General features: G+C 70.4%; 21 protein-coding genes and 1 tRNA gene. 12 read left to right on the top strand and 10 right to left on the bottom strand.

Features of this window, described 5'->3' with window-relative positions; genetic code table 11:
• Positions 1 to 306: 306 nt before the first annotated feature.
• Positions 307 to 3,033 carry a DNA polymerase I gene (gene polA / locus HDC93_RS12335; protein ID WP_185010041.1) on the bottom strand — a complete coding sequence of 909 codons (2,727 nt, stop codon included), beginning with the start codon at positions 3,031 to 3,033 and terminating at the stop codon, positions 307 to 309.
• Positions 3,034 to 3,427: 394 nt separating this feature from the next.
• Between polA and HDC93_RS12340 the strand changes: the two genes are divergently transcribed.
• From HDC93_RS12340 to HDC93_RS12380, 9 genes are all read left to right on the top strand, one after another.
• The gene (locus HDC93_RS12340; protein ID WP_185010042.1) at positions 3,428 to 5,707 is read left to right on the top strand and encodes an FdhF/YdeP family oxidoreductase; all 2,280 of its coding nucleotides are present in this window, start codon (positions 3,428 to 3,430) and stop codon (positions 5,705 to 5,707) included.
• 56 nt (positions 5,708 to 5,763) lie between these two features.
• Positions 5,764 to 6,252 carry a PaaI family thioesterase gene (locus HDC93_RS12345; RefSeq protein WP_185010043.1) on the top strand — a complete coding sequence of 163 codons (489 nt, stop codon included), beginning with the start codon at positions 5,764 to 5,766 and terminating at the stop codon, positions 6,250 to 6,252.
• Between the two features lie 131 nt (positions 6,253 to 6,383).
• Entirely contained in the window at positions 6,384 to 6,698 is a 315-nt protein-coding gene (locus HDC93_RS38320; protein ID WP_260419533.1) for a hypothetical protein, read from the top strand.
• Positions 6,699 to 6,874: 176 nt separating this feature from the next.
• Entirely contained in the window at positions 6,875 to 7,363 is a 489-nt protein-coding gene (locus HDC93_RS12355) for a hypothetical protein (protein ID WP_185010044.1), read from the top strand.
• Between the two features lie 278 nt (positions 7,364 to 7,641).
• Positions 7,642 to 8,871, top strand: coding sequence for a branched-chain amino acid ABC transporter substrate-binding protein (locus HDC93_RS12360; RefSeq protein WP_185010402.1), 1,230 nt, complete (start codon positions 7,642 to 7,644; stop codon positions 8,869 to 8,871).
• Between the two features lie 140 nt (positions 8,872 to 9,011).
• Positions 9,012 to 9,941 carry a branched-chain amino acid ABC transporter permease gene (locus HDC93_RS12365; RefSeq protein WP_185010045.1) on the top strand — a complete coding sequence of 310 codons (930 nt, stop codon included), beginning with the start codon at positions 9,012 to 9,014 and terminating at the stop codon, positions 9,939 to 9,941.
• A 4-nt stretch (positions 9,942 to 9,945) separates the two neighbouring features.
• Complete coding sequence (locus HDC93_RS12370; protein WP_185010046.1) at positions 9,946 to 11,760, top strand: branched-chain amino acid ABC transporter permease; 1,815 nt, start codon at positions 9,946 to 9,948, stop codon at positions 11,758 to 11,760.
• A 5-nt stretch (positions 11,761 to 11,765) separates the two neighbouring features.
• On the top strand, positions 11,766 to 12,629 hold the full coding sequence (locus HDC93_RS12375; protein WP_185010048.1) for an ABC transporter ATP-binding protein: 864 nt from the start codon (positions 11,766 to 11,768) through the stop codon (positions 12,627 to 12,629).
• Positions 12,626 to 13,342, top strand: a complete 717-nt coding sequence (locus HDC93_RS12380) for an ABC transporter ATP-binding protein (RefSeq protein WP_185010050.1) — start codon at positions 12,626 to 12,628, stop codon at positions 13,340 to 13,342. The genes HDC93_RS12375 and HDC93_RS12380 overlap by 4 nt, the downstream gene beginning before the upstream one ends.
• A gap of 74 nt (positions 13,343 to 13,416) precedes the next feature.
• Here the strand turns inward: HDC93_RS12380 and HDC93_RS12385 are convergent, their stop codons facing one another.
• Positions 13,417 to 14,073 carry an ANTAR domain-containing response regulator gene (locus HDC93_RS12385; protein ID WP_185010053.1) on the bottom strand — a complete coding sequence of 219 codons (657 nt, stop codon included), beginning with the start codon at positions 14,071 to 14,073 and terminating at the stop codon, positions 13,417 to 13,419.
• A 97-nt stretch (positions 14,074 to 14,170) separates the two neighbouring features.
• Here HDC93_RS12385 and HDC93_RS12390 point away from each other — a divergent pair.
• Both HDC93_RS12390 and HDC93_RS12395 read left to right on the top strand, forming a co-directional pair.
• Positions 14,171 to 14,254 (top strand) — tRNA-Leu (locus HDC93_RS12390).
• Between the two features lie 81 nt (positions 14,255 to 14,335).
• Positions 14,336 to 15,124, top strand: a complete 789-nt coding sequence (locus tag HDC93_RS12395) for a helix-turn-helix domain-containing protein (RefSeq protein WP_185010055.1) — start codon at positions 14,336 to 14,338, stop codon at positions 15,122 to 15,124.
• An 11-nt stretch (positions 15,125 to 15,135) separates the two neighbouring features.
• Here the strand turns inward: HDC93_RS12395 and pyk are convergent, their stop codons facing one another.
• Both pyk and HDC93_RS12405 read right to left on the bottom strand, forming a co-directional pair.
• Positions 15,136 to 16,557, bottom strand: a complete 1,422-nt coding sequence (gene pyk, locus HDC93_RS12400) for a pyruvate kinase (RefSeq protein WP_185010057.1) — start codon at positions 16,555 to 16,557, stop codon at positions 15,136 to 15,138.
• 164 nt (positions 16,558 to 16,721) lie between these two features.
• Positions 16,722 to 17,438, bottom strand: a complete 717-nt coding sequence (locus tag HDC93_RS12405; RefSeq protein WP_185010059.1) for an SIMPL domain-containing protein — start codon at positions 17,436 to 17,438, stop codon at positions 16,722 to 16,724.
• A gap of 162 nt (positions 17,439 to 17,600) precedes the next feature.
• Here HDC93_RS12405 and HDC93_RS12410 point away from each other — a divergent pair, with 162 nt between their 5' ends.
• Positions 17,601 to 19,397 carry a bifunctional UDP-sugar hydrolase/5'-nucleotidase gene (locus HDC93_RS12410; protein ID WP_185010061.1) on the top strand — a complete coding sequence of 599 codons (1,797 nt, stop codon included), beginning with the start codon at positions 17,601 to 17,603 and terminating at the stop codon, positions 19,395 to 19,397.
• A 13-nt stretch (positions 19,398 to 19,410) separates the two neighbouring features.
• Here the strand turns inward: HDC93_RS12410 and HDC93_RS12415 are convergent, their stop codons facing one another.
• The 6 genes from HDC93_RS12415 to HDC93_RS12440 form a co-directional block, all read right to left on the bottom strand.
• Positions 19,411 to 20,823 carry a lysine N(6)-hydroxylase/L-ornithine N(5)-oxygenase family protein gene (locus HDC93_RS12415; protein WP_185010063.1) on the bottom strand — a complete coding sequence of 471 codons (1,413 nt, stop codon included), beginning with the start codon at positions 20,821 to 20,823 and terminating at the stop codon, positions 19,411 to 19,413.
• Positions 20,820 to 22,211, bottom strand: coding sequence for an aminotransferase class V-fold PLP-dependent enzyme (locus HDC93_RS12420; protein ID WP_185010065.1), 1,392 nt, complete (start codon positions 22,209 to 22,211; stop codon positions 20,820 to 20,822). The genes HDC93_RS12415 and HDC93_RS12420 overlap by 4 nt, the downstream gene beginning before the upstream one ends.
• 463 nt (positions 22,212 to 22,674) lie before the next feature.
• Positions 22,675 to 25,158, bottom strand: coding sequence for an aminopeptidase N (pepN, locus tag HDC93_RS12425; RefSeq protein WP_185010067.1), 2,484 nt, complete (start codon positions 25,156 to 25,158; stop codon positions 22,675 to 22,677).
• 67 nt (positions 25,159 to 25,225) lie between these two features.
• On the bottom strand, positions 25,226 to 25,774 hold the full coding sequence (locus tag HDC93_RS12430; protein WP_185010069.1) for a two-component system response regulator: 549 nt from the start codon (positions 25,772 to 25,774) through the stop codon (positions 25,226 to 25,228).
• Positions 25,775 to 25,914: 140 nt separating this feature from the next.
• Positions 25,915 to 26,265, bottom strand: a complete 351-nt coding sequence (locus HDC93_RS12435) for a chorismate mutase (protein WP_185010072.1) — start codon at positions 26,263 to 26,265, stop codon at positions 25,915 to 25,917.
• A 20-nt stretch (positions 26,266 to 26,285) separates the two neighbouring features.
• A complete protein-coding gene (locus HDC93_RS12440) occupies positions 26,286 to 26,762 on the bottom strand; it encodes a GNAT family N-acetyltransferase (RefSeq protein ID WP_311774538.1) in 477 nt (158 codons plus the stop codon).
• Positions 26,763 to 26,781: the final 19 nt, after the last annotated feature.

A 26,781-nucleotide genomic window follows, 5' to 3' on the forward strand; every position in this document is an offset into this window, starting at 1 on the left:
GAGCCGGGGCCCGGCTCAGGCAAGACTCCCGCGCCCCATCTCAGGCGGGCCGACGCCCCCGGGCCCGGGCGCAACCTCGGCACCCCAGGCCAAGGCGGGGACCCCCGACACCTCCGGCTCGGGCGAGCCGCAGGGTCCGGCCGAAGCGGAACCCCGGCGGCCTGGCAGAGCCGGAACCCGGGCTGCAACGGTCTCCCCAGGTCGGCCCTGCGGACCCTGGCGCCCCCCTGTTGGCACGGGACCCGGGCCACGGGCCCCCGCCCACCCGGGCCACCGCACCCGATCCGCCCGGCGGCCCCCGGCGGGCTAGTGCGCCGCCGACTCCCAGTCCGGGCCCGCGCCCACCGAGACGCCCAGCGGGACGCGGAGGTGGACGGCGTTCGCCATCTCGCGGCGGACCAGTTCCTCGGCGGCGGACCGCTCCCCGGGGGCGATCTCCAGCACGATCTCGTCATGGACCTGGAGGAGCATGCGGGAGGCGAGGCCCGCCTCCTTCAGAGCGTCGTCGACCTTGAGCATGGCGATCTTGACGATGTCGGCCGCGGTGCCCTGGATGGGCGCGTTGAGGGCCATCCGCTCGGCGGCCTCGCGGCGCTGGCGGTTGTCGCTGTTGAGGTCGGGGAGGTAGCGGCGGCGTCCGAAGAGCGTCGCCGTGTAGCCCGTGGCCCGGGCCTCGTCGACCGCCCGGCGCAGATAGTCCCGTACGCCGCCGAACCGCTCGAAGTACGCGTCCATCAGGGCGCGGGCCTCCGCCGCCTCGATGTTCAGCTGCTGGGAGAGGCCGAAGGCGGACAGGCCGTAGGCCAGGCCGTACGACATGGCCTTGATCTTGCGGCGCATCTCGGCGTCCACCGCGGTCGGCTCGACCGCGAAGACCTGGGAGGCGGCCGTGGTGTGCAGGTCCTCGCCCGAGGTGAAGGCCTCGATCAGGCCCTCGTCCTCGGAGAGGTGCGCCATCACGCGCAGCTCGATCTGGCTGTAGTCGGCTGTCATCAGCGACTCGAAGCCCTCGCCGACGACGAAGCCGCGGCGGATGGCGCGGCCCTCGTCGGTGCGAACCGGGATGTTCTGCAGATTCGGGTCGGTCGAGGACAAGCGGCCGGTGGCGGCGACCGTCTGGTTGAAGGTGGTGTGGATGCGGCCGTCCGCGGCGATGGTCTTGATCAGGCCCTCGACGGTGACGCGGAGCTTGGCCTGCTCGCGGTGACGGAGCATGATCACCGGAAGCTCGTTGTCCGTCTGGCCGGCGAGCCAGGCCAGGGCGTCGGCGTCGGTGGTGTAGCCGGTCTTGGTCCGCTTGGTCTTGGGCAGGGCCAGCTCGCCGAAGAGGACCTCCTGGAGCTGCTTGGGCGAGCCCAGGTTGAACTCGTGCCCGGCCGCCGCATGGGCCTCCTTGACCGCCTGCTGGACCGCGCCGGCGAACATCTGCTCCATGGCCTCCAGGTGGGACCGGTCCGCCGCGATGCCGTGCCGCTCCATGCGGGCGAGCAGCGCGGACGTGGGCAGCTCCATGTCACGCAGCAGGTCGGCGGCGCCGACCTCCTCCAGGCGGCCCTCGAAGGCCTGGCCCAGGTCGAGGACGGCACGGGCCTGGATCATCAGGGCCTCGGCCTCGGCTCCGTCGTCCGCCCCGAAGGCGAGCTGGCCGTCGGCCGCGGCGGCAGGCGTCAGCTCGCGGTGCAGGTACTCCAGGGACAGCGCGTCCAGGTCGAAGGAGCGGCGGCCCGGCTTGACCAGGTAGGCGGCGAGCGCGGTGTCCATGCGCACGCCCTCGACGCTCCAGCCGTGCTCGGCGAGGACGCGCATGGCGCCCTTGGCGTTGTGGAGGACCTTGGGCCGTTCGGCGTCGGCGAGCCAGGCCGCGAAGGCCCGCTCGTCGGCCTCGTCGAGCTCGGAGGGGTCGAACCAGGCGGCGGGGCCCTCGGGCGCGGCGAGGGCGACCTCGGCGACCGAGCCGGTGCCGAGCGCCCAGGTGCCGACCGTGGCGATGCCGAGGGGCTGCGTGCCGTGCTCGGTGAGCCATGCGGACAGCTCGCCGGTGCCGAGCACCGTGCCGTCCAGCTCCACGCCCTCGGAGCTGACCGGGGTGGTCTCGGCCTCCTCGGCGCCCGGGTCGACGGCGAAGAGCCGCTCGCGCAGCGACGGGTTACGGATCTCCAGGGTGTCCAGGATCATCGCGACGGCCTTGCGGTCGTAGGCCGCGCGCTCCAGCTCCGTGACGCCCTTGGGCAGCTCGACGCGGCGCTCCAGCTCGGTGAGCCGGCGGTTGAGCTTGACGGACTCCAGGTGGTCGCGGAGGTTCTGGCCGGCCTTGCCCTTGACCTCCTCGACCCGCTCGACGAGCTCGGCGAACGAGCCGAACTGGTTGATCCACTTCGCGGCGGTCTTCTCGCCGACGCCGGGGATGCCGGGGAGGTTGTCGGAGGGGTCGCCGCGCAGGGCCGCGAAGTCGGGGTACTGCGCGGGCGTCAACCCGTACTTCTCGAATACCTTCTCCGGGGTGAAGCGGGTGAGCTCGGAGACGCCCTTGGTCGGGTACAGCACCGTCGTGTGCTCGCTGACCAGCTGGAAGGAGTCGCGGTCGCCGGTGACGATCAGCACCTCGAAGCCCTCGGCCTCGGCCTGGGTGGCGAGCGTGGCGATGACGTCGTCCGCCTCGAAGCCGTCCACCGCGAAGCGCTGGGCTCCCATCGCGTCCAGGAGCTCGCCGATCAGCTCGACCTGGCCCTTGAACTCGTCCGGGGTCTTGGAGCGGTTCGCCTTGTACTCCGTGAACTCCTGGGACCGCCAGGTCTTGCGGGAGACGTCGAACGCGACCGCGAAGTGCGTGGGCGCCTCGTCGCGCAGCGTGTTGGCGAGCATCGACGCGAAGCCGTAGATCGCGTTCGTCGGCTGGCCCGTCGCGGTGGTGAAGTTCTCCGCGGGCAGCGCGAAGAACGCGCGGTAGGCCAGCGAGTGCCCGTCCATGAGCATCAGTCGCGGCCGGCTGCCGCCGGAGGTCTGGTCGGTCGTCTTCGATGCTGTCTCTGCCACGCCCCCGATCCTGCCACGCCCCACTGACACGCGGCCCCGCCCCCGCGGGTGCCGGGCCCGGGCGCACCCCACGGGGACCCCGCTCACACCGCCGTCGGCGCCTCCCAGCCCGACCGAGGCCCCGCCGAGACCCCGCTCACCCACCGTCGCCGCCTCCCAGCCCGACCACGGCCCCGCCGAGACCCCGCTCACCCACCGTCGGCGCCTCCCAGCCCGACCACGGCCCCGCCGAGACCCCGCTCACACCGCCGTCGCCGCCTCCCAGCCCGACCACGGCCCCGCCGAGACCCCGCTCACCCGCCGTCGCCGCCTCCCAGCCCGACCGCAACCGCTGTCAGCGCCGCGTGCGAGGATCGGACTCCTACCTCACAGCGCAGTCGAAGGGGAGTGTGCGATGGCGTCGAAGCCGCCCAAGAGCGATCCGGTCCAGGACGCGCCGCAGGTCGCCGGGCCGAAGCACGCGGCCGCGGGACTCCCGGCCATCGGACACACTCTGCGGATCGCCCATCAGCAGATGGGCGTGAAGCGCACCGCGCTGACGCTGCTCAGCGTGAACCAGAAGGACGGCTTCGACTGCCCGGGCTGCGCCTGGCCCGAGCCGGAGCACCGGCACAAGGCGGAGTTCTGCGAGAACGGCGCGAAGGCCGTGGCCGAGGAGGCCACCCTGCGCCGGGTCACGCCCGGGTTCTTCGCCGCGCACCCGGTCACCGACCTGGCCGGCCGCAGCGGCTACTGGCTGGGGCAGCAGGGCCGGCTCACCCACCCCATGTACCTGCCCGAGGGCGGCTCGCACTACGAGCCGGTCACCTGGGAGCGCGCCTTCGACATCATCGCCGAGGAGATCGCCGCGCTCGCGTCCCCGGACGAGGCGCTGTTCTACACCTCCGGCCGCACGAGCAACGAGGCCGCGTTCCTCTACCAGCTGTTCGCCCGCGAGCTCGGCACGAACAACCTGCCGGACTGCTCGAACATGTGTCACGAGTCGTCCGGATCGGCCCTGTCGGAGACGATCGGCATCGGCAAGGGCAGTGTCCTGCTGGAGGACCTCCACAAGGCCGACCTGATCATCGTCGCCGGGCAGAACCCGGGGACGAACCACCCGCGCATGCTGTCCGCGCTGGAGAAGGCCAAGGCCAACGGCGCGAAGATCATCAGTGTCAACCCGCTGCCGGAGGCGGGTCTGGAGCGTTTCAAGAACCCGCAGACCGCGCAGGGCATGGTCAAGGGCGCCGCGCTCACCGACCTGTTCCTGCAGATCCGCATCGGCGGCGACCAGGCCCTGTTCCGCCTGTTGAACAAGCTGATCCTGGAGACGGACGGCGCGGTCGACGAGGCGTTCGTGCGGGAGCACACGCACGGCTACGAGGAGTTCACCGAGGCCGCCCGCGCCGCCGACCGGGACGAGACGCTCACGGCGACCGGCCTGACCGAGGAGGACATCGACAAGGCCCTCCGTATGGTCCTGGCCTCGAAGCGCACCATCGTGTGCTGGGCGATGGGCCTCACGCAGCACAAGCACTCGGTCCCCACGATCCGGGAGGTCGTCAACTTCCTCCTGCTGCGCGGCAACATCGGCCGTCCGGGCGCGGGCGTGTGCCCGGTGCGCGGGCACTCGAACGTGCAGGGCGACCGCACGATGGGCATCTTCGAGCGGCCCGCCCCGGCGTTCCTGGACGCCCTGGAGAGGGAGTTCGGCTTCGCACCCCCGCGCGAGCACGGCTATGACGTCGTACGCGCCATCCGCGCCCTGCGCGACGGCGAGGCGAAGGTCTTCTTCGCCATGGGCGGCAACTTCGTGGCGGCGTCCCCCGACACGGACGTCACCGAGGCGGCCATGCGGCGGGCCCGGCTGACCGTGCACGTGTCGACGAAGCTGAACCGCTCGCACGCGGTCACCGGCGCGCGTGCCCTGATCCTTCCGACCCTCGGGCGCACCGAACGCGATCTGCAGAGCAGCGGCGAGCAGTTCGTGACCGTCGAGGACTCGATGGGCATGGTGCACGCCTCCCGGGGCCGCCTGGAGCCCGCGAGCCGGCACCTGCTGTCGGAACCGGCCATCGTCAGCCGGCTCGCCCGCCGCGTGCTCGGCGAGGACAGCCGCACGCCGTGGGAGGAGTTCGAGAAGGACTACGCGACGATCCGGGACCGCATCGCGCGCGTGATCCCCGGCTTCGAGGACTTCAACGCGCGCGTGGCCCGCCCCGGCGGCTTCGCCCTCCCTCACGCCCCGCGCGACGAGCGCCGCTTCCCCACGGCCACCGGCAAGGCCAACTTCACGGCCGCGCCCGTGGAGTACCCGGAGCTGCCCGAGGGCCGCCTGCTGCTGCAGACGCTGCGCTCGCACGACCAGTACAACACCACGATCTACGGCCTCGACGACCGCTACCGGGGCATCAGGAACGGCCGCCGGGTGGTGCTGGTCCACCCCGAGGACGCGCGGGCCCTGAAGCTGGCGGACGGCGCGTACGTCGACCTGGTCGGCGAGTGGAAGGACGGCGTGGAGCGCCGGGCCCCCGGTTTCCGCGTCGTGCACTACCCGACGGCCCGGGGCTGCGCCGCCGCGTACTACCCGGAGACCAACGTGCTGGTGCCGCTGGACGCCACGGCGGACACCAGCAACACCCCGGCCAGCAAGTCCGTGGTGGTGCGTCTGGAACAATCGGCGACCGACTGAGCGTTTGCTCAGCGACACAGGCAGCCGAGTGACGAGGACGAACGGAGCCGGGCCCGATGGGTGAGCAGCAGCATGTGAAGTTCCCGCAAGAGGTCATCGACGAGTACGCCGCGCTCGGCGTCGACCTCCTGGCCCTGTTCTCCGCGGGCCACCTCGGGAACCGGATGGGCGTCCAGATCTCCGAGGCGTCGGCGGACCGGGTCGTCGGCACGATGCCGGTGGAGGGCAACACCCAGCCCTACGGGCTGCTGCACGGCGGGGCCTCCGCGGTACTGGCCGAGACCCTCGGCTCGATCGGGTCGATGCTGCACGGTGGCAGCTCCAAGATCGCCGTGGGTGTCGACCTGAACTGCACCCACCACCGAGGGGCGCGCTCCGGACTGGTCACGGGCGTGGCCACGCCCGTGCACCGGGGGCGGTCGACCGCCACATACGAAATCGTCATCACGGATGAAAACGACAAAAGGGTCTGCACGGCCCGGCTGACCTGCCTCCTGCGGGACGTGAAGCCGGGCGACGAGGAACTCATCCGCGGCGCGAACTGACCCCGGTGGTCAAGCCGACGTAGGGAAAACCCTGGAGGGGCGGGCGCGCTCTGGTCGCGACCGCCCCCCTGGCCTTTCACTTGCGCCACCCCCACAGGAGAAGACCCGTCCCACCCGCAGAAGGGTTTCTCTTGACCTCCCCACGCGCCTTCTCCGTCACCGCGGCGGCCTGCGCCACCGTGCTCGCCACCGCGCTGCCGTCCTCCGCCATCAACTCCTACAACGCCGCGCCCGCCCCCGAACGCACCGAGGTCGGCGCGCTGGTGGCCACCTGGGACGACGACGGCGACCCCGCGACCCCCGACCGGGTCGACTGGGTCTGCTCCGGCACCACGCCCGGCTCACCCCTCAGCACACCCCGACATCCCGCCCCACCCCGGCACCCGGCACCCCGCACCCCGCCCCGCCGCCTTCCCCACCCCCCCTCCCCTGCCGTGCCCCCATGAGGCTGCGCCCATGAGAGGCATCGCCCCGTCGAACCGACCGACGAACCGGCCAACTCGACGGATGAGAAACGCAGTTACACGTCGTCGGCACCGACGCGTCGCGTCCTGGCGACCGGCTCGCCGGCCGTTGGAACGGGCTCCCGCCCGGGCGGAGGAGGGCGGTCGTCGCGGCGGCGGTGATCGCCGTCGCCGCAGCCTCGACCCTCACACTTCCCCAGGCCCTCGCGCCCGACCGGCACCCCCCGCCGTACGACCCGGCGGCCGCCCCCACCCCCTGGCCCGCGACCGTCACCGCCTGGCACCACCTCGGCCGCGCCGGATCCCTCAACTCACCTGGAAGGACAGGCCGGTTCCGGATCGCCGTCGCTGCCGAACACGGCCCCGCCGTCACCCTTCGGGTCGCCGGCACCTCCTACCCGGGGCTCACGGCCCGCGCCGTCCCCGGCCCGGCCTTCACCGTGCCCGCGGGCACACCCCGCGGCATCACCGTGGAAATCACCGTTTCCGACTGCTCGGCGCTCTCCGCGGAAGTCGATCACCCATTTCTCGACGTAACGCTCCGTAACACGCGCGCAATACAACGCCACAGTTTCATCTTCGGCCGCGCCTACGCCCGGGACCTTTCCGGTCTCTTCCGGGCCGCATGCGGCCCGAGGACCGCATGATCTCAGCCATGGCCAACCGGAAGTGCGGGTTCTCAGAATGCGGACCTCGGCGAAACTCCACCAAACCCACCGAGAGGGCCCTCGGCCGAGACCGGACATCCACCCCGTCATAACAAGAAAGTCACAAGCGAGCCCGCGCCGCTGACCCTGCCCTTACCCCGGGCTTAGAGTCACGGCCAGTCACCGCTCCACATCGGGAGTTCGGTACCAGCGCGGCACTCACCCCCCGACCAGGGCGGGGCCTGCCTGTGAAAGGACTGATTGTGCGACAGCGTTCCTTGGTGATTCTTACCTCCGTTCTCACGACCGGAGCTCTGACTCTCACCGCCTGCGGTTCCCGAGACGACAGCGGTGACAAGGGCGGAGACAACGGGAGCGGTACGACGCTGACCATCGGCGTCGACGCCCCGCTCTCCGGTGAGAACTCGACCACCGGCCTCGGCATCCAGTACGGCGCCCAGATAGCCATCGACGACGCCAACAAGAACAACTGGGTCCCGGGCGTGAAGTTCAAGCTCAAGGCCCTGGACGACAAGGCGCAGCCCGCCACCGGCCAGTCCAACGCCACCAGCATCGTCGGCGACAAGACCTCCGTCGGCGCCGTCGGCCCGCTGAACTCCGGCGTCGCCCAGACGATGCAGCAGGTCTTCGCCTCGGCCAACATGGTCCAGATCTCCCCGGCGAACACCAACCCCGAGCTGACCCAGGGCAAGAACTGGCAGACGGACAAGAAGCGTCCCTACAAGACGTACTTCCGCACCGCCACCACCGACGAGCTGCAGGGCAGCTTCGCCGCCGGCTACGCGTACAACGGCCTCAAGAAGAAGAAGGCCTTCGTCGTCGACGACAAGCAGACCTACGGCGCCGGCCTGGCGAAGATCTTCGCCGAGCAGTACAAGAAGCTCGGCGGCAAGATCGCCGGCACCGACCACGTCAACACCGGCGACAAGGACTTCGGCTCCCTCGTCACCAAGATCAAGAACTCCGGCGCCGACCTGCTCTACTACGGCGGCCAGTACGACGAGTCCGCGCTGATCACCAAGCAGCTCAAGGACGCCGGCGTCAAGATCCCGCTGTTCGGCGGCGACGGCATGTTCGCCTCCACCTACATCGAGGCCGCCGGCAAGTCCTCCGAGGGCGACCTCGCCACCGCCATCGGCGTCCCCGCCGACACCCTGCCCGCGGCCAAGACGTTCATCCAGACGTACAAGGACAAGGGTTACAAGGGCGACTACGGCGCCTACGGCGCCTACGCCTACGACGCCACCACCGCCATCATCAAGGCCGTCAAGGCCGCGGCCGACGCCAACGGCGGCAAGGTGCCCACCGACATCAACGACCTGCGCTCCAAGGTCGTCGACGGTGTCCAGAAGTCCGACTTCGAAGGCCTCACCGGCAAGATCTCCTTCGACCAGTACGGCGACACCACCAACAAGCAGCTGACGGTCTACCAGGTCGAGAAGGGTGCCTGGAAGGACGTGGAGACCGGCACCGCCGACCTGCAGTAGTCCGGCCCGCCACAACACGCCGCACCCCGGGCCGCGCGGAAGGGGACCCCGACCGCGCGGCCCGTTTCCACACCCCCACACAGCACACGACCACGCACACATCCAGTGCACACGACCACCAGCGACATGGAGGCCATGCGGTGAACACCCTGCCGCAGCAGCTGGCCAACGGGCTGCTCCTAGGCTCGATGTACGGGCTGATCGCCATCGGCTACACGATGGTGTACGGCATCGTCCAGCTCATCAACTTCGCGCACGGCGAGATCTTCATGACCGGGGCCTTCGGCGCCCTCACGGTCTACTTCTACATCCTGCCCGACGGCACCTCGATGGCCCTCGCCGTACCCCTCATGCTCCTCGGCGGCGCCATCGTGGCCATCCTCATCGCCGTCGGAGCGGAACGGTTCGCCTACCGACCACTGCGCGGAGCACCACGCCTGGCACCGCTCATCACGGCCATCGGTCTCTCCCTGGCCCTCCAGGAGGTCGTGCGCAACTTCTACCCCGGCGCCGACCGCGCCCGTGCCTTCCCCGGCCTCGACGCCACCCACGACATCGGCTCCGTCACCATCAAGGACGCCGACATCTTCCTCATCCTCGCCGCCGTCCTCTGCATGGCCGCCCTCGCGATCTTCGTCCGCCGCAGCCGCACCGGCCGCGCCATGCAGGCCACCGCGCAGGACCCCGACACCGCGCAGCTGATGGGCATCGACACCAACCGCATCATCGTCATCGCCTTCGCCATCGGCGGCTTCTTCGCCGCCGTCGCGGCCGTCGCCTACGGACTCAAGTACGGCAACGTCGACTACCGCATGGGCTTCCTCATGGGCCTCAAGGCCTTCACGGCGGCCGTCCTCGGCGGCATCGGCAACATCTACGGCGCCATGCTCGGCGGCGTCGTCCTCGGCATCGCCGAAACCCTCGCCTCCGCCTACATCGACGAGATCCCGGGCATGCAGCAGCTCGGCGGTCAGAGCTGGGCCAACGTCTGGGCCTTCTGCCTCCTCATCCTCGTGCTCCTCTTCAGGCCACAGGGCCTGCTCGGCGAGCGCGTCGCGGACAGGGCGTGATGACATGACCGAGACGACCAAAACCCCCGTGCCGGACGCCGTCCCCACCCCGACGCCCGCACTGCGCGGTCTCATACCGCTGCCCGCAGCGGCCGCCCGCGCCCTGCTGCTCGCCGGCGGCATCGCCACCGCCGCCTCCGCGTTCCTCGCCTGGACCTGGACCGCCGAATTCCCCGGCGACCTCACCTACTACGGCTACCCCGGTGGCCTGCAGTGGCTGACCTTCACCGCCGGCGTCCTCACCGCCCTCTTCGCGCTCGCCTCCTACGGCGTCCGCGGCCTCGGCTGGCTGCTGCCCGCCCGCAACACCGCACCCCTCGTGCTCACCGCACTCGGCGGCTTCACCGTCACCTGGTTCACCGTCATCGCCATCAGCGCCAACCTCGGCGGCGTGGTCAACCTCGAGCCCGGCGGCTGGGTCGCGGCCATCGCCTCCCTGCTGCCCCTCCTCGGCGCCTTCGCCCTCCCCCAGGAGCGCACCGGCACCCACGGCATCAAGGAAGCCCTCAAGGCCTCCATCGCCAAGCCCGACCGCATCCCCACCGCCCAGGCCATCGCACCCTGGATCCAGCGGGCCGTCATCACCGTGGTCACCATCATCGGCCTCGGCGTCTTCACCTACGGCATCGACACCGAGTACGGCGAACTCTTCATCGGCTACCTGTTCGTCGTCACCTTCGCCATGTGGGCAGTGCACACCGCCGGCCTCATGGACCGCTTCTCGGCCCTCGTCGCCGCCAACCGCAGCTTCACCCTCGCCATGGGCTTCGCCGCGGCCATCGCCTTCCCCTTCACCCAGACCGACGACCACTACGCCAACATCGGCGTCAACATCCTGATCTTCGGGACCGTCGCCCTCGGCCTCAACATCGTCGTCGGCCTCGCCGGACTCCTCGACCTCGGATACGTCGCCTTCCTCGGCGTCGGCGCCTACACCGCCGCCCTCGTCTCCGGCTCCGAGTTCTCCACCATCTCCGGCGTCCACCTGCCCTTCTGGGCCTCCGCCCTGGCCGGCGCCGCCGCATCCCTCGTCTTCGGCGTCCTCATCGGCGCCCCGACCCTGCGACTGCGCGGCGACTACCTCGCCATCGTCACCCTCGGCTTCGGAGAGATCTTCCGCATCGCCGTCAACAACATGGACGGCGACTCCGGACCCGACGTCACCAACGGCCCGAACGGCATCCCCTCCATCCCGGACCTGAACCTCTTCGGCTTCAACCTCGGTCAGGCCCACGACATCGGCGGCTTCACCCTCGGCCGCTTCGCCAACTACTACCTGCTGATGGTCCTCATCATGGCCATCGTGGTCCTTGTCTACACGCGCGCGGCGGACTCCCGCATCGGCCGCTCCTGGATCGCCATCCGCGAGGACGAGACCGCCGCCACCGCCATGGGCATCAACGGCTTCCGCGTCAAGCTCGTCGCCTTCGCCCTCGGCGCCGCCCTCGCCGGCCTCGCCGGCACCGTCAGCGCCCACGTCACCTACAGCGTCGTCCCCACGCCGTACCAGTTCGCCGGCTCCACCCCGCCCAACTCCGCGTTCCTCCTGGCCGCGGTCGTCCTCGGCGGCATGGGCACCGTGGCCGGACCGCTCCTCGGCGCGGCCCTGCTCTACCTGCTCCCCGAGAAGCTGGTCTTCCTCCAGGACAAGTCGCTCCTCGCCTTCGGCATCGCGCTCATCCTCCTGATGCGCTTCCGCCCCGAAGGCATCATCGCCAACCGCCGGCGCCAGCTCGAATTCCACGAGACCGGCCAACTCGACGTACCCAAACAGACCACGCTGACCGACGAACCGGCCGTCACCAAGGCGGGGGCGTGAGAAACATGACCACACCCGTACTCGAAGCACGCGACGTCACGATGCGATTCGGCGGCCTCACCGCCGTACGCTCCGTCGACCTCACGGTCAACGCCGGCGAGATCGTCGGCCTCATCGGCCCCAACGGCGCCGGCAAGACCACCTTCTTCAACTGCCTGACCGGCCTGTACGTACCCACCGAGGGCACCGTCTCCTACAAGGGCACCGTCCTCCCGCCGAAACCCCACCTGGTCACCCAGGCCGGCATCGCCCGCACCTTCCAGAACATCCGTCTGTTCGCCAACATGACGGTCCTGGAAAACGTCCTCGTCGGCCGCCACACCCGCACCAAGGAAGGCCTCTGGTCCGCCCTCCTGCGCGGCCCCGGCTTCAAGAAGGCCGAACGCGCCAGCGAGGAACGCGCCATGGAACTCCTCGAGTTCATCGGCCTCGCCCACAAGCGCGACCACCTCGCCCGCAACCTCCCCTACGGCGAACAGCGCAAGCTCGAGATCGCCCGCGCCATGGCCTCCGAGCCCGGCCTGCTGCTCCTCGACGAGCCCACCGCCGGCATGAACCCCCAGGAGACGCGCGCCACCGAGGAACTCGTCTTCGCCATCCGCGACAAGGGCATCGCCGTCCTCCTCATCGAGCACGACATGCGCTTCGTGTTCAACCTCTCCGACCGCGTCGCCGTCCTCGTCCAGGGCGAAAAGCTCGTCGAAGGCACCTCCGACGTCGTCCAGGCCGACGAGCGCGTCGTCGCCGCCTACCTCGGCGAGCCCTTCGAAGGCGACCCCGGCCAGGCCGAGGCCGCCGAGGTCGAAGCCGCCGAAGCCGCCGCCGACGCGACGGGCACCACCAGCACCACCAAGGGAGAGGCCAAGTGACCGCACTGCTCGAGGTCGAAGACCTCCGGGTCTCCTACGGCAAGATCGAAGCCGTCAAGGGCATCTCCTTCAGCGTCGAAGCCGGCCAGGTCGTCACCCTCATCGGCACCAACGGCGCCGGCAAGACCACCACCCTGCGCACCCTCTCGGGCCTGCTGAAGCCCACCTCCGGGAAGATCCTCTTCGACGGGAAGCCGTTGAGCGGGGTCCCCGCCCACAAGATCGTCGCCCTCGGCCTCGCCCACTCCCCCGAGGGCCGGCACATCTTCCCCCGCCTCACCATCGCCGAGAACCTCCAGCTCGGAGCCTTCCTCCGCAAGGACAAGGACGGCATCGAAAAGGACATCCAGCGCGCCTACGACCTCTTCCCCATCCTCGGGGAACGCCGCAAGCAGGCCGCCGGAACCCTCTCGGGCGGCGAACAGCAGATGCTCGCCATGGGACGCGCCCTCATGTCCCAGCCCAAGCTGCTCATGCTCGACGAGCCCTCCATGGGCCTCTCCCCGATCATGATGCAGAAGATCATGGCGACCATCTCCGAGCTCAAGTCCCAGGGCACGACGATCCTCCTCGTCGAACAGAACGCCCAGGCCGCGCTCTCCCTCGCCGACCAGGGCCACGTCATGGAGGTCGGCAACGTCGTCCTCTCCGGAACCGGGCAGGACCTGCTGCACGACGAGTCCGTGCGCAAGGCGTACCTGGGCGAGGACTGAGGTCCCGGCCCGTACGCCGAGTGGCCCGCTTCCCCTCCGGTCCGGAGGGGAAGCGGGCCACTCGCGTCGTATCCTCAGCCCTTGTTGGCCTTCTTCTCGTCGGCGTCCTGAATGACCGCCTCCGCGACCTGCTGCATCGACATCCGACGGTCCATCGACGTCTTCTGGATCCACCGGAAAGCCGCCGGCTCCGACAGCCCGTACTCCGTCTGCAGAATCGACTTCGCCCGGTCCACCAGCTTGCGCGTCTCCAGCCGGAGCGTGAGGTCGGCGACCTCCTTCTCCAGCTCCTTCAGCTCCGTGAACCGCGAGACGGCCATCTCGATCGCCGGCACGACGTCGGTCTTGCTGAAGGGCTTCACCAGATAGGCCATGGCACCGGCGTCCCGGGCCCGCTCCACCAGATCCCGCTGCGAGAACGCGGTCAGCATCAGCACCGGCGCGATGCTCTCCTCCGCGATCTTCTCCGCCGCGGAGATGCCGTCCATCTTCGGCATCTTCACGTCCAGGATCACCAGATCGGGCCGGTGCTCACGGGCCAGCTCCACCGCCTGCTCACCGTCCCCGGCCTCACCGACGACGCTGTACCCCTCCTCCTCCAGCATCTCTTTGAGATCGAGCCGGATCAGCGCCTCGTCCTCGGCGATGACGACCCGCGTCGTCATCGGAGGCACGTGCGACTTGTCCTCATCAGGCACGTCAACAGGCTGGGGCGACTCGGGGGCACTCACGTGGGCTCCTTGGTAGGGGCAGGCCGGTACTGCTCCCAAGAGCGTACCTAGCTGCGACCGACTCAGTGGAACCGGTACACTCCCTGAGGGTTACCTGGCCGGGTTGGCGGAACAGGCAGACGCTGATGTCTCAAACACATCTGTCCGAGAGGACGTGCGGGTTCGAGTCCCGCACCCGGCACTGAGTAGGCGGAGGATCACGTTCGCGTGATCCTCCGCCTTTTGCTACCCCTGGTCACTGTCCGTAGCGCACAGTGGTCGCATGAACGTCCATGGCACTGACGTGCGACAGAAAGCCGTCACCCTTCTGCGCGGGGGCGCGAAAAACGCGGAAATGGCCCGCAGCCTCAATGTGCCACTGGGGACGGTCGGCTACTGGAAACACCTGGACCGGGCGAAGCGCGGCGAGTGTCCCGGCCGCCACGATCCGAAGTGCCCCCGGTGCGACGGGCGGGATCTGAACGAGCCCGCCTATTCCTGCCTGCTGGGCTTGTATCTCGGGGACGGTCACATCAGCCATTACTCCGAGCACCGCGTACCCAACCTCATGATCGCCTGCACGGAGTCATGGCCCGGACTCATGGACGACTGCGAACAGGCTATGCGTGCGGTCTTCCCCGACAATTCCGTCTGCCGGGTCCGCAGGACAGGCTGCCGCAACGTGAAGGTCTGCTCCAAGCACCTGCACTGTCTTTTCCCGCAGCACGGCCCCGGCAAGAAGCACGAACGCCGTATCGTGCTCGAACCCTGGCAGCAGGGCATCGTCGACGTACACCCCTGGCAATTCATCCGCGGACTCATCCACTCCGACGGGTGCCGGATCACCAACTGGACAATCCGCACGGTCGCCGGTGAGCGGAAGCGCTACGAATACCCCCGGTACTTCTTCACCAACGTCTCCGAAGACATCCGGCGGCTCTACACCGACACCCTGGACAAGCTCGGCGTCGAATGGACGCTCTGCACCCGGAACGGAAACCCCTTCAACATCTCCGTCGCCCGCAAAGCCTCCGTCGCCCTCATGGACGCCCACGTAGGCCCCAAGTACTGACACCGAGGTCGCTACTCCGCGATGTGGTGGACCCGGACCATGTTCGTCGAGCCGGAGACTCCGGGTGGGGAGCCCGCTGTGATGACGACCGTGTCGCCCGGGCGGCAGCGGCCATAGCGCAACAGCAGTTCGTCGACCTGGTCGACCATCGCGTCCGTGGAGTCGACGCACGGGCCGAGGAACGTCTCGACGCCCCAGGTCAGGCTGAGTTGTGAGCGGGTCGCCTGGTCGGGGGTGAAGGCGAGGAGGGGGATCGGGGAGCGGTAGCGGGAGAGGCGGCGGGCGGTGTCGCCCGACTGGGTGAAGGCGACCAGGAAGCGAGCGCCCAGGAAGTCGCCGATCTCCGCCGCCGCGCGGGCGACCGCGCCGCCCTGGGTGCGGGGCTTGTTGCGTTCGGTCAGCGGCGGGAGGCCTTTCGCCAGGATGTCCTCCTCCGCCGCTTCGACGATGCGGGCCATCGTGCGGACCGTCTCGATGGGGTGCTTGCCGACGCTCGTCTCGCCGGACAGCATCACGGCGTCCGTGCCGTCGATGACGGCGTTGGCGACGTCCGAGGCTTCCGCCCGGGTCGGGCGGGCGTTGTCGATCATCGAGTCGAGCATCTGGGTGGCGACGATGACCGGCTTGGCATTGCGCTTGGCGAGTTTGATGGCGCGCTTCTGGACGATCGGGACGTGTTCCAGTGGCATTTCGACGCCGAGGTCTCCGCGGGCGACCATGATGCCGTCGAATGCGGCGACGATGTCGTCGATGGTGTCGACGGCCTGGGGCTTTTCGATTTTGGCGATGACGGGGAGGCGGCGGCCTTCCTCGTCCATGATGCGGTGGACGTCCTGGATGTCGCGGCCGGAGCGGACGAAGGAGAGGGCGATGACGTCGAATCCGGTGCGCAGGGCCCAGCGGAGGTCGTCCTCGTCCTTTTTGGAGAGGGCGGGGACGGAGACGGCGACGCCGGGGAGGTTGAGGCCTTTGTGGTCGGAGATCACCCCGCCTTCGAGGACGGTGGTGTGGACGCGGGGGCCGTCGACCGCGGTGACTTCGAGGCAGACCTTGCCGTCGTCGATGAGGATGCGTTCGCCGGGGGTGACGTCGGTGGCGAGGCCGGCGTAGGTGGTGCCGCAGATGCGGCCGTCGCCTCCGACGCCTTCTTCGACGGTGATGGTGAAGGTGTCGCCGCGCTCGAGGAGTACGGGTCCTTCGGTGAACTGGCCGAGTCTGATTTTCGGGCCTTGGAGGTCGGCGAGGAGGCCGACGCTGCGGCCGGTCTCGTCGGCGGCTTTGCGGACCCGGTGGTAGCGCTCCTCGTGTTCGGCGTGGCCGCCGTGGCTGAGGTTGAAGCGGGCTACGTCCATTCCGGCGTCGACGAGGTGTTTGATTTGGTCGTACGAGTCGGTGGCGGGTCCCAGGGTGCAGACAATTTTCGCTCGGCGCATGAATGGAGCCTACGAGTTACCGACTGGTAGCGAATTCGTCGAGGGTGACCACTCAACAGACTCTGCGTGAAGCGTTATTGGCACGCGTTGAATTGTGCGGCGGGGTGCTCCGATGAGCACCCGAGGAATTCGGTCCGATTTTCGAAGGAATGCCGTGGGTGTGCCTACAGCTGCGGCGGCACCATGGTGAAGCGGGCGTTGATCTGCGCGTGGACGCGTTGGCGCTGGGGTTCGAGGTCGAGGGGGGCCGGGGTGTCCTCGGCGGCTCCGGCGAAGGCCGCGGAGCGCATGCGGCCGGGGGCCTGGGGGTAGGCCGGCGGGGCGCTCTCGGCGCCGATGTCGGCGAGTTCGACGAGGGCGGAGAGGCTGGTGCCGAGGGCCTCGGCGTACTCGCGGGCGCGCTGGACGGCTTCGCGCACGGCCTTCTTCCTGGCCTCGCGGTGGGCGGGTGAGTCGGGGCGCAGGGCCCACCAGGGGCCGTCGACGCGGGTGAGTTCGAGGTCGGCGAGGCGGGTGGTGAGTTCGCCGACGGCGGTGAAGTCGGTGAGCTCGGCGGTGACGCGGACGCTGCCGTGGTAGGTGCGGACGCGTTCGCCGCGGCCGTGTTTGGTGAGTTCGGGCGTGATGGAGAAGGCGCCGGTCTCCAGGCGTTCGACGGCGTCGCCGTAGGACTTGACGAGGTCGAGGATGCCGGCGTTGCGGCGGGTGAGGTCGTCGAGGGCGGAGCGGCGGTCGCGGCCGCGGGCGGCGACGGTGATGCCGATGCGGGCGATCTCTGGGTCGACTTCGAGGCGGGCTTCGCCGCGGACGGCGATGCGGGGGGCCTCGGGTGTGCCGTAGGGGACGGCGGGCTGGGAGGCGTCTGGGGTGGCCGCGGTCATACGCCCCACTCTGTCATGTCTGGGCTGGTTGGCGGCCGGGAGTCGGGGGGCCGAGTCATCAGATCGCAACCTGTTGGGTCTGTTGCGGCCGGTCATGGACGGGTCAGAATCTACGCGCGTTATCTACGCGCGTCGTTCACAGATTCCGCAGGGGAGCCAGACATGCCGTTGAACCGCCGGAAGTTCCTGGAGAAGTCCGCCGTGACCGGGGCGGGGGTGGCGCTGGCCGGTGCGGTCTCGGCGCCGGGTGCGCAGGCGGCGGAGGCGAAGCGGGGTGCCAAGCGGTACGCGTTCACCGTGCTGGGGACGACGGACCTGCATGGCAACGTCTTCAACTGGGACTACTTCACGGACAAGGAGTTCGACGACAAGGACCACAACGACGTGGGCCTGGCGAAGGTCTCGACGCTGGTGAACCGGGTCCGTGCGGAGAAGGGCCGCCGCAACACGCTGCTGATCGACGCGGGCGACACCATTCAGGGCACGCAGCTGTCGTACTACTACGCCAAGGTCGACCCGATCACGGCCGAGGGCGGCCCGGTGCACCCGATGGCGCAGGCGATGAACGCCATGGGCTACGACGCTGCGGCGCTCGGCAACCACGAGTTCAACTACGGCATCCCGGTACTGCGGAAGTTCGAGCAGCAGTGCGATTTCCCGCTGCTGGGGGCGAACGCGCTGGATGCGAAGACGCTGCGGCCGGCGTTCGCGCCGTACAGCATGCACCGGCTGCGCACGCCGCACGGGCGGGACGTGAAGGTGGCGGTGCTGGGGCTGACCAACCCGGGCATCGCGATCTGGGACAAGGCGAACGTGCAGGGGAAGATGACGTTCCCGGGTCTGGAGGAACAGGCGGCGAAGTGGGTGCCGAAGCTGCGGTCGATGGGCGCCGACGTGGTCATCGTGTCGGCGCACAGCGGTTCGTCGGGGACGTCGTCCTACGGTGACCAGCTGCCGTACATCGAGAACGCGGCGGCTCTGGTGGCGGAGCAGGTGCCGGGGATCGACGCGATCCTGGTCGGGCACGCGCACACGGAGATCCCGCAGTACTTCGTCACGAACAAGAAGACGGGCAAGCAGGTCGTGCTGTCGGAGCCGCTGAAGTGGGGGCAGCGGCTGACGCTGTTCGACTTCGAGCTGACCTTCGAGAAGGGCTGCTGGAAGGTCGAGAAGGTGGGCGCGAAGGTCCTGAACTCCAACACGGTGGAGGAGGACTCCAAGATCACGAAACTGCTCTCGGACGAGCACGAGAAGGTCGTGGCGTACGTCAACCAGGTCATCGGCACCAACGCGGCGGAGATGACGTCGGCCGAGGCGCCGTACAGGGACGTGCCGATCATCGATCTGATCAACCACATCCAGGCCGACACGGTGAAGCAGGCGCTGGCGGGCACGGAGCACGCCGCACTGCCGGTGCTGTCGCAGGCGGCGTGCTTCTCGCGCAGTGCCCGGATCCCGGCGGGCGAGGTGACGATCCGGGACGTGGCGGGTCTGTACGTGTTCGAGAACACGCTGGAGGCGCGTCTGATGACGGGTGCGCAGATGAAGGCGTACCTGGAGTTCTCGGCGAACTACTTCGTGCAGACGGCGCCGGACGCGGCGGTGGATCCGGCGAAGCTGACGAACGCGAACGGCACGCCGGACTACAACTACGACGTCGTGAGCGGTCTGGCGTACGAGATCGACATCGCGAGGCCGGCCGGGTCACGGGTGACGAACGTGCGCTTCGAGGGGCAGCCGCTCGCGGACGACGCGAAGTTCGTGTTCGCGGTGAACAACTACCGGGCCAACGGCGGCGGCAACTTCCCGCACGTCGCCGCGGCCCAGGTGCTGTGGTCGAACTCGGAAGAGATCCGCAACACCATGATCGCCTGGGTGAAGGCGAAGGGGTCGATCGACCCGGCCGCCTTCGCGGGGGTCGACTGGGAGCTCACCCGTAACGGCACGCCCGTTTTCTGATCCGCGTGCTTCGTCACCTTCGGTCGTCGACCAGCGGGGTCAGTGCCGGTGCCTCACGGGGCGGCGGGACGTGCCGGCGCTGGGTGAGGCCGAAGGTGGTGAAGGCGGTGCGGCCCGGGAGGGCGTAGGCCTCGCCGCCCGTCAGGGAGTTGAGGATGATCGCGCTGCGCCAGGCGGCGAGGCCGAGGTCGGGGGCGCCGACGCCGTGGGTGTGGGTCTCGGCGTTCTGGACGTACACGGTGCCGGTGACGGACGGGTCGAGGACGAGCCGGTGGTCCTCGTCGATGCGGGGCCGTTCCTGGTTGTCGCGGCGCATGTAGGGGTCGAGGCCGGCGAGGATCCGGTCGAGGGGGCGCTCGCGGTAGCCGGTGGCGAGGACGACGGCGTCGGTGGTGAGGCGGGAGCGGCTGTCCTGGAGGGTGTGCTCCAGGTGCAGTTCGACCTTGGTCGTCGCGACACGGCCGGCGGTGCGGACGCGGACGCCGGGGGTGAGGACGGCGTCGGGCCAGCCGCCGTGCAGGGAGCGGCGGTACAGCTCGTCGTGCACGGCGGCGATGGTGGCGGCGTCGATGCCCTTGTGCAGCTGCCACTGGCCCCCGACGAGCCGGTCGCGGGTGGATTCGGGCAGGGCGTGGAAGTAGCGGGTGTGGTCGGGGGTGAAGTGCTCCAGGCCGAGCTTGGAGTACTCCATGGGGGCGAAGGCCTCCGTGCGGCCCAGCCAGTGCAGCTTCTCGTGTCCGGCGGGCCTGTTGCGGAGCAGGTCGAGGAAGATCTCGGCGCCGGACTGTCCGATGCCCACGACGGTGACGTGCTCGGCGGCGAGCAGGGCGGCGCGGTGGTCGAGGTAGTCGGCGGCGTGCACGACGGGTACGCCGGGTGCCTCGACGAGGGGCTTGAGGGGGTCGGGGACGTAGGGCTCGGTGCCGATGCCGAGGACGACGTTGCGGGTGTAGGTGCGGCAGAGGGCCTCGGCTTCTCCGTCGGTGTCGAGCTGGGTGTAGTCGACTTCGAAGACGTCGCGTTCGGGGTTCCAGCGGACGGCGTCGACCTGGTGGCCGAAGTGCAGGCCGGGGAGGTTCTCGCAGACCCAGCGGCAGTAGGCGTCGTATTCGGCGCGCTGGATGTGGAAGCGCTCGGCGAAGTAGAAGGGGAACAGCCGCTCGCGGGACCGGAGGTAGCTGAGGAAGGTCCAGGGGCTGGTGGGGTCGGCGAGGGACACCAGGTCGGCGAGGAACGGGACCTGGATGGTGGCGCCTTCGATGAGCAGGCCGGGGTGCCAGCCGAAGGCGGGGCGCTGGTCGTAGAAGACGGTGTCGAGGCCGCCGAGCGGGTGGGCGAGCGCGGCGAGGGAGAGGTTGGCGGGGCCGACGCCGACGCCGACGAGGTCGCGGGGGGCGTCGGGTTCGGGGGTCGGGGCGGGGTTCATCGGGGGGTGTGTCCTTCCACGAGGGTGGCTCGGCTCGTTGCCGCGAGGTGCAGCAGCGCGGCCAGGTCGTCGGGCCCGGTGGCGGGGTTGAGGAGGGTGGCCTTGAGCCAGAGCCGGCCGTCGAGGCGGGCCCGGCCGAGGACGGCGGAGCCGTCGGTGAGCAGCGCGCGGCGTACGGCGGCGACGGTGGTGTCGGTGACGCCGGTGGGGCGGAACAGCACGGTGCTGATGACGGGCGGGGCGTGCAGTTCGAAGTCGGGGTGCGCGTCGACGAGGGCGGCGAACTGCCGGGCGTGGGCGCAGACCTGGTCGACGAGCGCGCCGAGGCCGCTGCGTCCGAGGGTTTTGAGGGTGACGGCGAGTTTGAGGACGTCGGGGCGGCGGGTGGTGCGCAGGGACCGGCCGAGGAGGTCGGGCAGTCCGGCTTCGGTGTCGTCGTCGGCGTTGAGGTAGTCGGCGCGTTGCCGCAGGGCGGTGAGGTCGTGGGCGTCGCGAACGGCGAGGAGGCCTGCGGCGACGGGCTGCCAGCCGAGTTTGTGCAGGTCGAGGGTGACGGTGTGGGCGGCGTCGAGGCCGGTGAGCCCGGCGCGGTGCCGCTCGCTGAAGAGGAGGCCTCCGCCGTAGGCGGCGTCGACGTGCAGCCGGGCGCCGTGGGCCGCGCAGTGGGCGGCGATCTCGGGCAGCGGGTCGATGAGTCCGGCGTCGGTGGTGCCGGCGGTGGCGGCGACGAGCAGCGGGCCGCTGAGGCGGGTGAGGGTCGCGTCGAGCGCGTCGGGGTCGAGCGTTCCGCCCGGGGCGGGTACGACGGCGGGTTCGGGCAGTCCGAGCAGCCAGGCGGCGCGGGGCAGTGAGTGGTGGGCGTTGGCCCCGTGCACGAGCCGGACTGATCCGCCGTGGGCCTCCCGGGCGAGGAGCAGGGCGAGGTGGTTGGACTCGGTGCCGCCGGTGGTGACAAGGGAGTCGGGGGTGCCGGCCGGGTGGACCTCCTGGGCCAGTGCTGTGGCGACCAGCCTTTCCAGTTCGGACGCGCCCGGTGCCTGGTCCCAGGAGTCCATCGACGGGTTGAGGGCGGAGGCGGCGAGGTCGGCTGCCGCGGCGACGGCGAGCGGGGGGCAGTGGAGGTGGGCGGCGCACAGGGGGTGGGCGGGGTCGGCGGCGGTCGCGGCGAAGGCGTGGACGAGGGTGCGGACGGCGTGCGGGTCGCCGCGGTCGGGGAGGACGTCTCCGGCCGCTTCCCGGATCCGGCCCGCGACGGCTTCCGGGCCGCCCGCCGGCAGGGGTCCGCCCCGTGCCCGGGCGCCGGTGTCCAGCGCTTCGAGGACGGTGTCGAGCAACGGCCGCAGGGCGTGGGGGCCTTCGTGGCCTGAGGCGAGGGGCGGCGTGCTCATGGGGCTGACCTCCGGGGCGCGGGGCGGCGCGCCCCGGAGAGCTCAACGACACAACCCGGGTGGAGGTACCTCCGTACGGGAAAACCGGTCGGGGCGACGCGGCCCCGGATCCGGTTCTTGACGCCGGGGGCAGCATGGCCCGGGTCGGCTCTCGACGTCGGCCGGCGCCTCACGGCCCTGGGTCAGCTCTCGACGTCGGCGAGGACTCTCAGGGCCCCCGGTCAGCTCACGACGTCGGCCAGGACTCTCAGGGCCCCCGGTCAGCTCACGACGTCGGCGAGGACCTCGCGGCCCCCGGTCAGCTCACGACGTCGGCCAGGACTCTCAGGGCCCCCGGTCAGTTCTCGACGTCGGCCAGGGCTCTCAGGGCCCCCGGTCAGTTCTCGACGTCGGCGAGGGCGGGCCGCCCCCGCAGCGTCGGCCGGCGGGGGCGGCCGCCCGTCGAGTGCCCTGCCTCGTCGGGCTACGCCGCGCGTACCCGCAGCGCCCTCGCCAGATCGTCCAGTTGGTCGATGAGCTTGCGGCGCAGCGCGGGGCTGGGGTCGGCGTCGCGCAGGCATGCCTCGCCGAGGCGGAGGGTGTCGGCGTCGACGGCGTGGGCGGGGAAGGCGTCGCGGCCGGCGGCCACGGCGATGGCGGGTCCGCGGCGGTCGGCGACGGCGACCGCGTCGGCGTAGTAGCGCCCGACGTACTCGCCCACCAGGCCGGCCTGTTCGGGCTGCCAGAAGCCCCGGGCGGTGGCGGTGAAGAGGTAGTTGGACAGGGTGTCGGAGCCGAACATGGCCTCCCAGGCGCGGGCCTTGGCCTCCGGGTCGGGCAGGGCGGCCCGGCAGCGGGCGGCGCCTTCCTGGCCGGTGGCGCTCGGGTCGCGTGCCAGTTCGGCGGCGATGGCGGCCTCGTCGGTGGCGCCGAGGACGGCGAGCCGGGCGAGGACGCGCCAGCGCAGTTCGGGGTCGAGTTCGGGGCCGCCGGGGACGGTGCCGTCGGCGAGCCAGGCGGCGATGGTGTCGGGGTGGGCGGCCACGGCGATGCGGTGGCGTACGGCGATCAGGCGCAGGCCGGGGTTGTCGCCGTCCTCGGTGCGGCGGATGAGGTCGCGGCACAGGTCGGAGAGGGTTGCGAGGGCCGCGGGCCGCTCCTCGGGGGTGAGGTAGCGGTCGGTGACGCAGGTGGATGCGAAGGCGAGCACGCCCTGGACGATGGCGAGGTCCGTCTCCAGCGGGAGGTGGGCGCGGGCGGTCTCCAGGTAGGCGCCGGGGGCGAGTTCGCCGTCGCGGACGGCGTCACGCAGGGCGTTCCAGACGACCGCGCGGGTGAGCGGTTCGGGCAGGCCGGACAGCTCCTTGCGGACGGTCTCGAAGGATTCGGGGTCGAAGCGGACCTTGGCGTAGCTGAGGTCGCCGTCGTTGAGGAGGAGCAGGGCGGGCCGCTTGCCGATGGGGTGGGCGTCGGTGTGCGGGAGGTCCAGGTGCAGGCGTTCGCGCAGGACGAGCTGGCCGCCGTCGTCGCCGAGGTCCCTGTCGTAGAGGCCGGCGGCGACGCGGTGCGGGCGGCTGCCGGCGCGGTCGACGGTGAGGGCGCAGGTGCCGTGCTCGCCGGGGGCGATGCGCGGGGTGAGGGTGTCGACGCCGGTGGTGCGCAGCCAGGCGTCGGCCCAGGCGTGGACGTCGCGGTCGGTGGCCGCGGCGAGGTTGTCGATGAAGTCGGCGAGGGTGGCGCCCGCGAACTTGTGCCGGGCGAAGTGGATGTTGATGCCGGCGAGGAAGTCCTTCTCGCCGAGCCAGGCGACCAGTTGCCGCAGCGCGCTGGCGCCCTTGGCGTAGGAGATGCCGTCGAAGTTGAGCAGCGCTGAGGCGGTGTCGTCAACGGCCTCGGGGGCGACGGGGTGGGTGGAGGGGCGCTGGTCGGCGTCGTAGCCCCAGGACTTGCGGGTGACGCCGAAGTCGGTCCAGGTGTCGGTGAAGCGGGTGGCCTCGGTGAGGGTCTGGTAGCCCATGTACTCGGCGAAGGACTCGTTCAGCCAGATGTCGTCCCACCACTTGAGGGTGACGAGGTCGCCGAACCACATGTGGGCCATCTCGTGGGCGATGACCATGGCGCGGGTCTGGCGTTCGGTGTCGGTGACGGCGGAGCGGTAGACGAACTCGTCGCGGAAGGTGACCAGGCCCGGGTTCTCCATGGCGCCGGCGTTGAACTCGGGGACGAAGGCCTGGTCGTAGGAGTCGAACGGGTAGGGCTCGTCGAACTTCTCGTGGTAGCGGTCGAAGCAGGCGCGCGTGATGTCGAGGAGTTCGTCGGCGTCGGCGTCGAGGTAGGGGGCGAGGGAGCGGCGGCAGTGCAGGCCGAAGGGCAGGCCGCGGTGCTCGGTGCGCACGGAGTGCCAGGGGCCGGCGGCGACGGCGACGAGGTAGGTGGAGATGAGCGGTGTGGGGGACGCCTTCCATACGCCGTCGGCCTGTTCGGTGATGCCGTTGGTGAGGACGGTCCAGTCGTGCGGGGCCTTCACCGACAGTTCGAAGACGGCCTTCAGGTCGGGCTGGTCGAAGGCGGCGAAGACCCGCTGGACGTCGTCCAGGAAGAGCTGGGTGTAGACGTAGGTCTCGCCGTCGGTGGGGTCGGTGAAGCGGTGCATGCCCTCGCCGGTGCGGGAGTAGCGCATGCGGGCGTCGACGCGCAGTTCGTGTTCGCCGGCGGTGAGGTCCTTCAGCGGGAGCCGGTTGCCGTCGAGGGCCTCCGGGTCCAGGGGATGTCCGTCGAGGGTGACGGAGCGCAGCTCGGCGGGCTTGAGCTCGACGAAGGTGTCCCCGTCCACACGGGCAGCGAACCTGATCAGGGTGCGGGAGTCGAAGGTGTCGTCTCCGCGGGTCAGGTCGAGTTCGATCGTGTAGCGGTGGACGTCGAGGAGCTCTGCTCGGGTCTGCGCTTCGTCGCGCGTCAGTACGGACATGCGAGACATGCTGCCTGATGGCGTCGGCAACGCACAGAGGCGGATCGGTACGTGCCCAATGTCCGGTCTACGTGCGGTCCTTCTCCAGCTCCCCGGCGTGCGCCCCCATGGGCCGCTGTGTCGGTACGCGCGCGTCGGGGTGCGGCCGTCCGGGGCGGGGGTGTGCGGCGGTCTCGGTGTGCTCCCCGGTGAGGGCGCGCAGGCGGCGCACTTCCCGTTCGAGGGCGAGGTGGCGCCGGTGGGCGTCGTAGAGGTAGCGGACCTTGGTGCGCAGGGCCCAGGGGTCCACGGGCTTCAGGACGAGGTCGGCGACGCCGAGTCCGAAGGCTGTGGTGGTCAGCTCGTGGTCGGCGCCGAAGCCGGTGAGCAGGATCACGGGGATGTGCTGGGTCTGCTCCACGCGCCGCATGTAGCGCACGACCTCCAGTCCGCTGACGCCGGGCATGCGCACGTCGAGCAGGAGCAGGCCGACCTGGCCGCGCAGCACCTGTTTGAGTGCCTCGTCGCCGCTGGTGGCCCGGCCGAGCGGGTAGCCCAGCGGGGCCAGGGCGCTCTCCAGCGCGTAGAGCGTGTCCTCGTGGTCGTCGACGATGAGGATCCTGGTATCCGACGGCATGGCCCTACGCCCCTCCCTCGTGGAGGTCCAGAGTAGTCCGGGACGCTGACACGCAGTGCTCGTCACCTGACATGCTGTGCACGGCGCAGCATGCCCCGGGCGGGCCGCCGTGTCACTCCCCCCGGGGGGTGCGCGCGAGGTCAGTTGCCGCTTGTGGTGGAGCCGTTGAGCGCCTCGTCGGCGATGCGCTCGTGGTGGCGGATGACCTCGGCGACGATGAAGTTCAGGAACTTCTCCGCGAAGGCCGGGTCCAGCTTGGCGTTCTCGGCGAGTGCGCGCAGCCGGGCGATCTGGCGGGCCTCGCGGGCCGGGTCGGCGGGCGGCAACTGGTGCTGGGCCTTGAGGTGGCCGACCTGCTGGGTGGCCTTGAAACGCTCGGCGAGCATGTGGACGACGGCCGCGTCGATGTTGTCGATGCTGTCGCGCAGCCGGGCGAGCTCTTCGCGCACGGCGGGGTCGACGTCAAAGGAGCCGGTGTTGCTGGTGGTCATGGGGCGTCAGCCTACGGGGATCACGCCGGGTGGCCGCCGGCCGTCTCATTCTTCGGCGGTGAGAGCCGCTTGTGGAAGTAGATGTCCTCGTGGCCGCCGGGGACGCCCCGGATGCGGGCCCGTTCCGTGAAGCCGAGCCTCGGGTAGAAGGCGGGTGCCTGGAAGCTGTACGTGGAGACGATCATGTCGGTGCAGCCGCGCCGGGCGGCCTCCGCCTCCGCCGCGCGCATCAGCCGGCCGCCCCAGCCGGAGTGCCGCCGGTCCTCGCGCACCCAGAGCATGTCGACCGAGCACAGGGTGCCCCAGGTCCAGGCGGTGAGCCCGCCCACCAGGTCGCCGGCCTCGTCGGTGACGCGGACGGAGAGCGGCTCGGTGACGGCCCCGTCGGCGGCGGCGGTGTTGAAGGCGGTCAGCTCCTCGTCGAGGCGCTTTTCGAGGCCGTCGTCCTGGCCGCCCACCCGGAGCGAAGCGGCGACGGTGTGCTGTTCGCTGGTCACGGCCCGGATTCTGCCCCGG

The organism is Streptomyces sp. AK010 (assembly GCF_014207295.1).
Taxonomy (GTDB): Bacteria; Actinomycetota; Actinomycetes; order Streptomycetales; family Streptomycetaceae; genus Streptomyces; species Streptomyces massasporeus.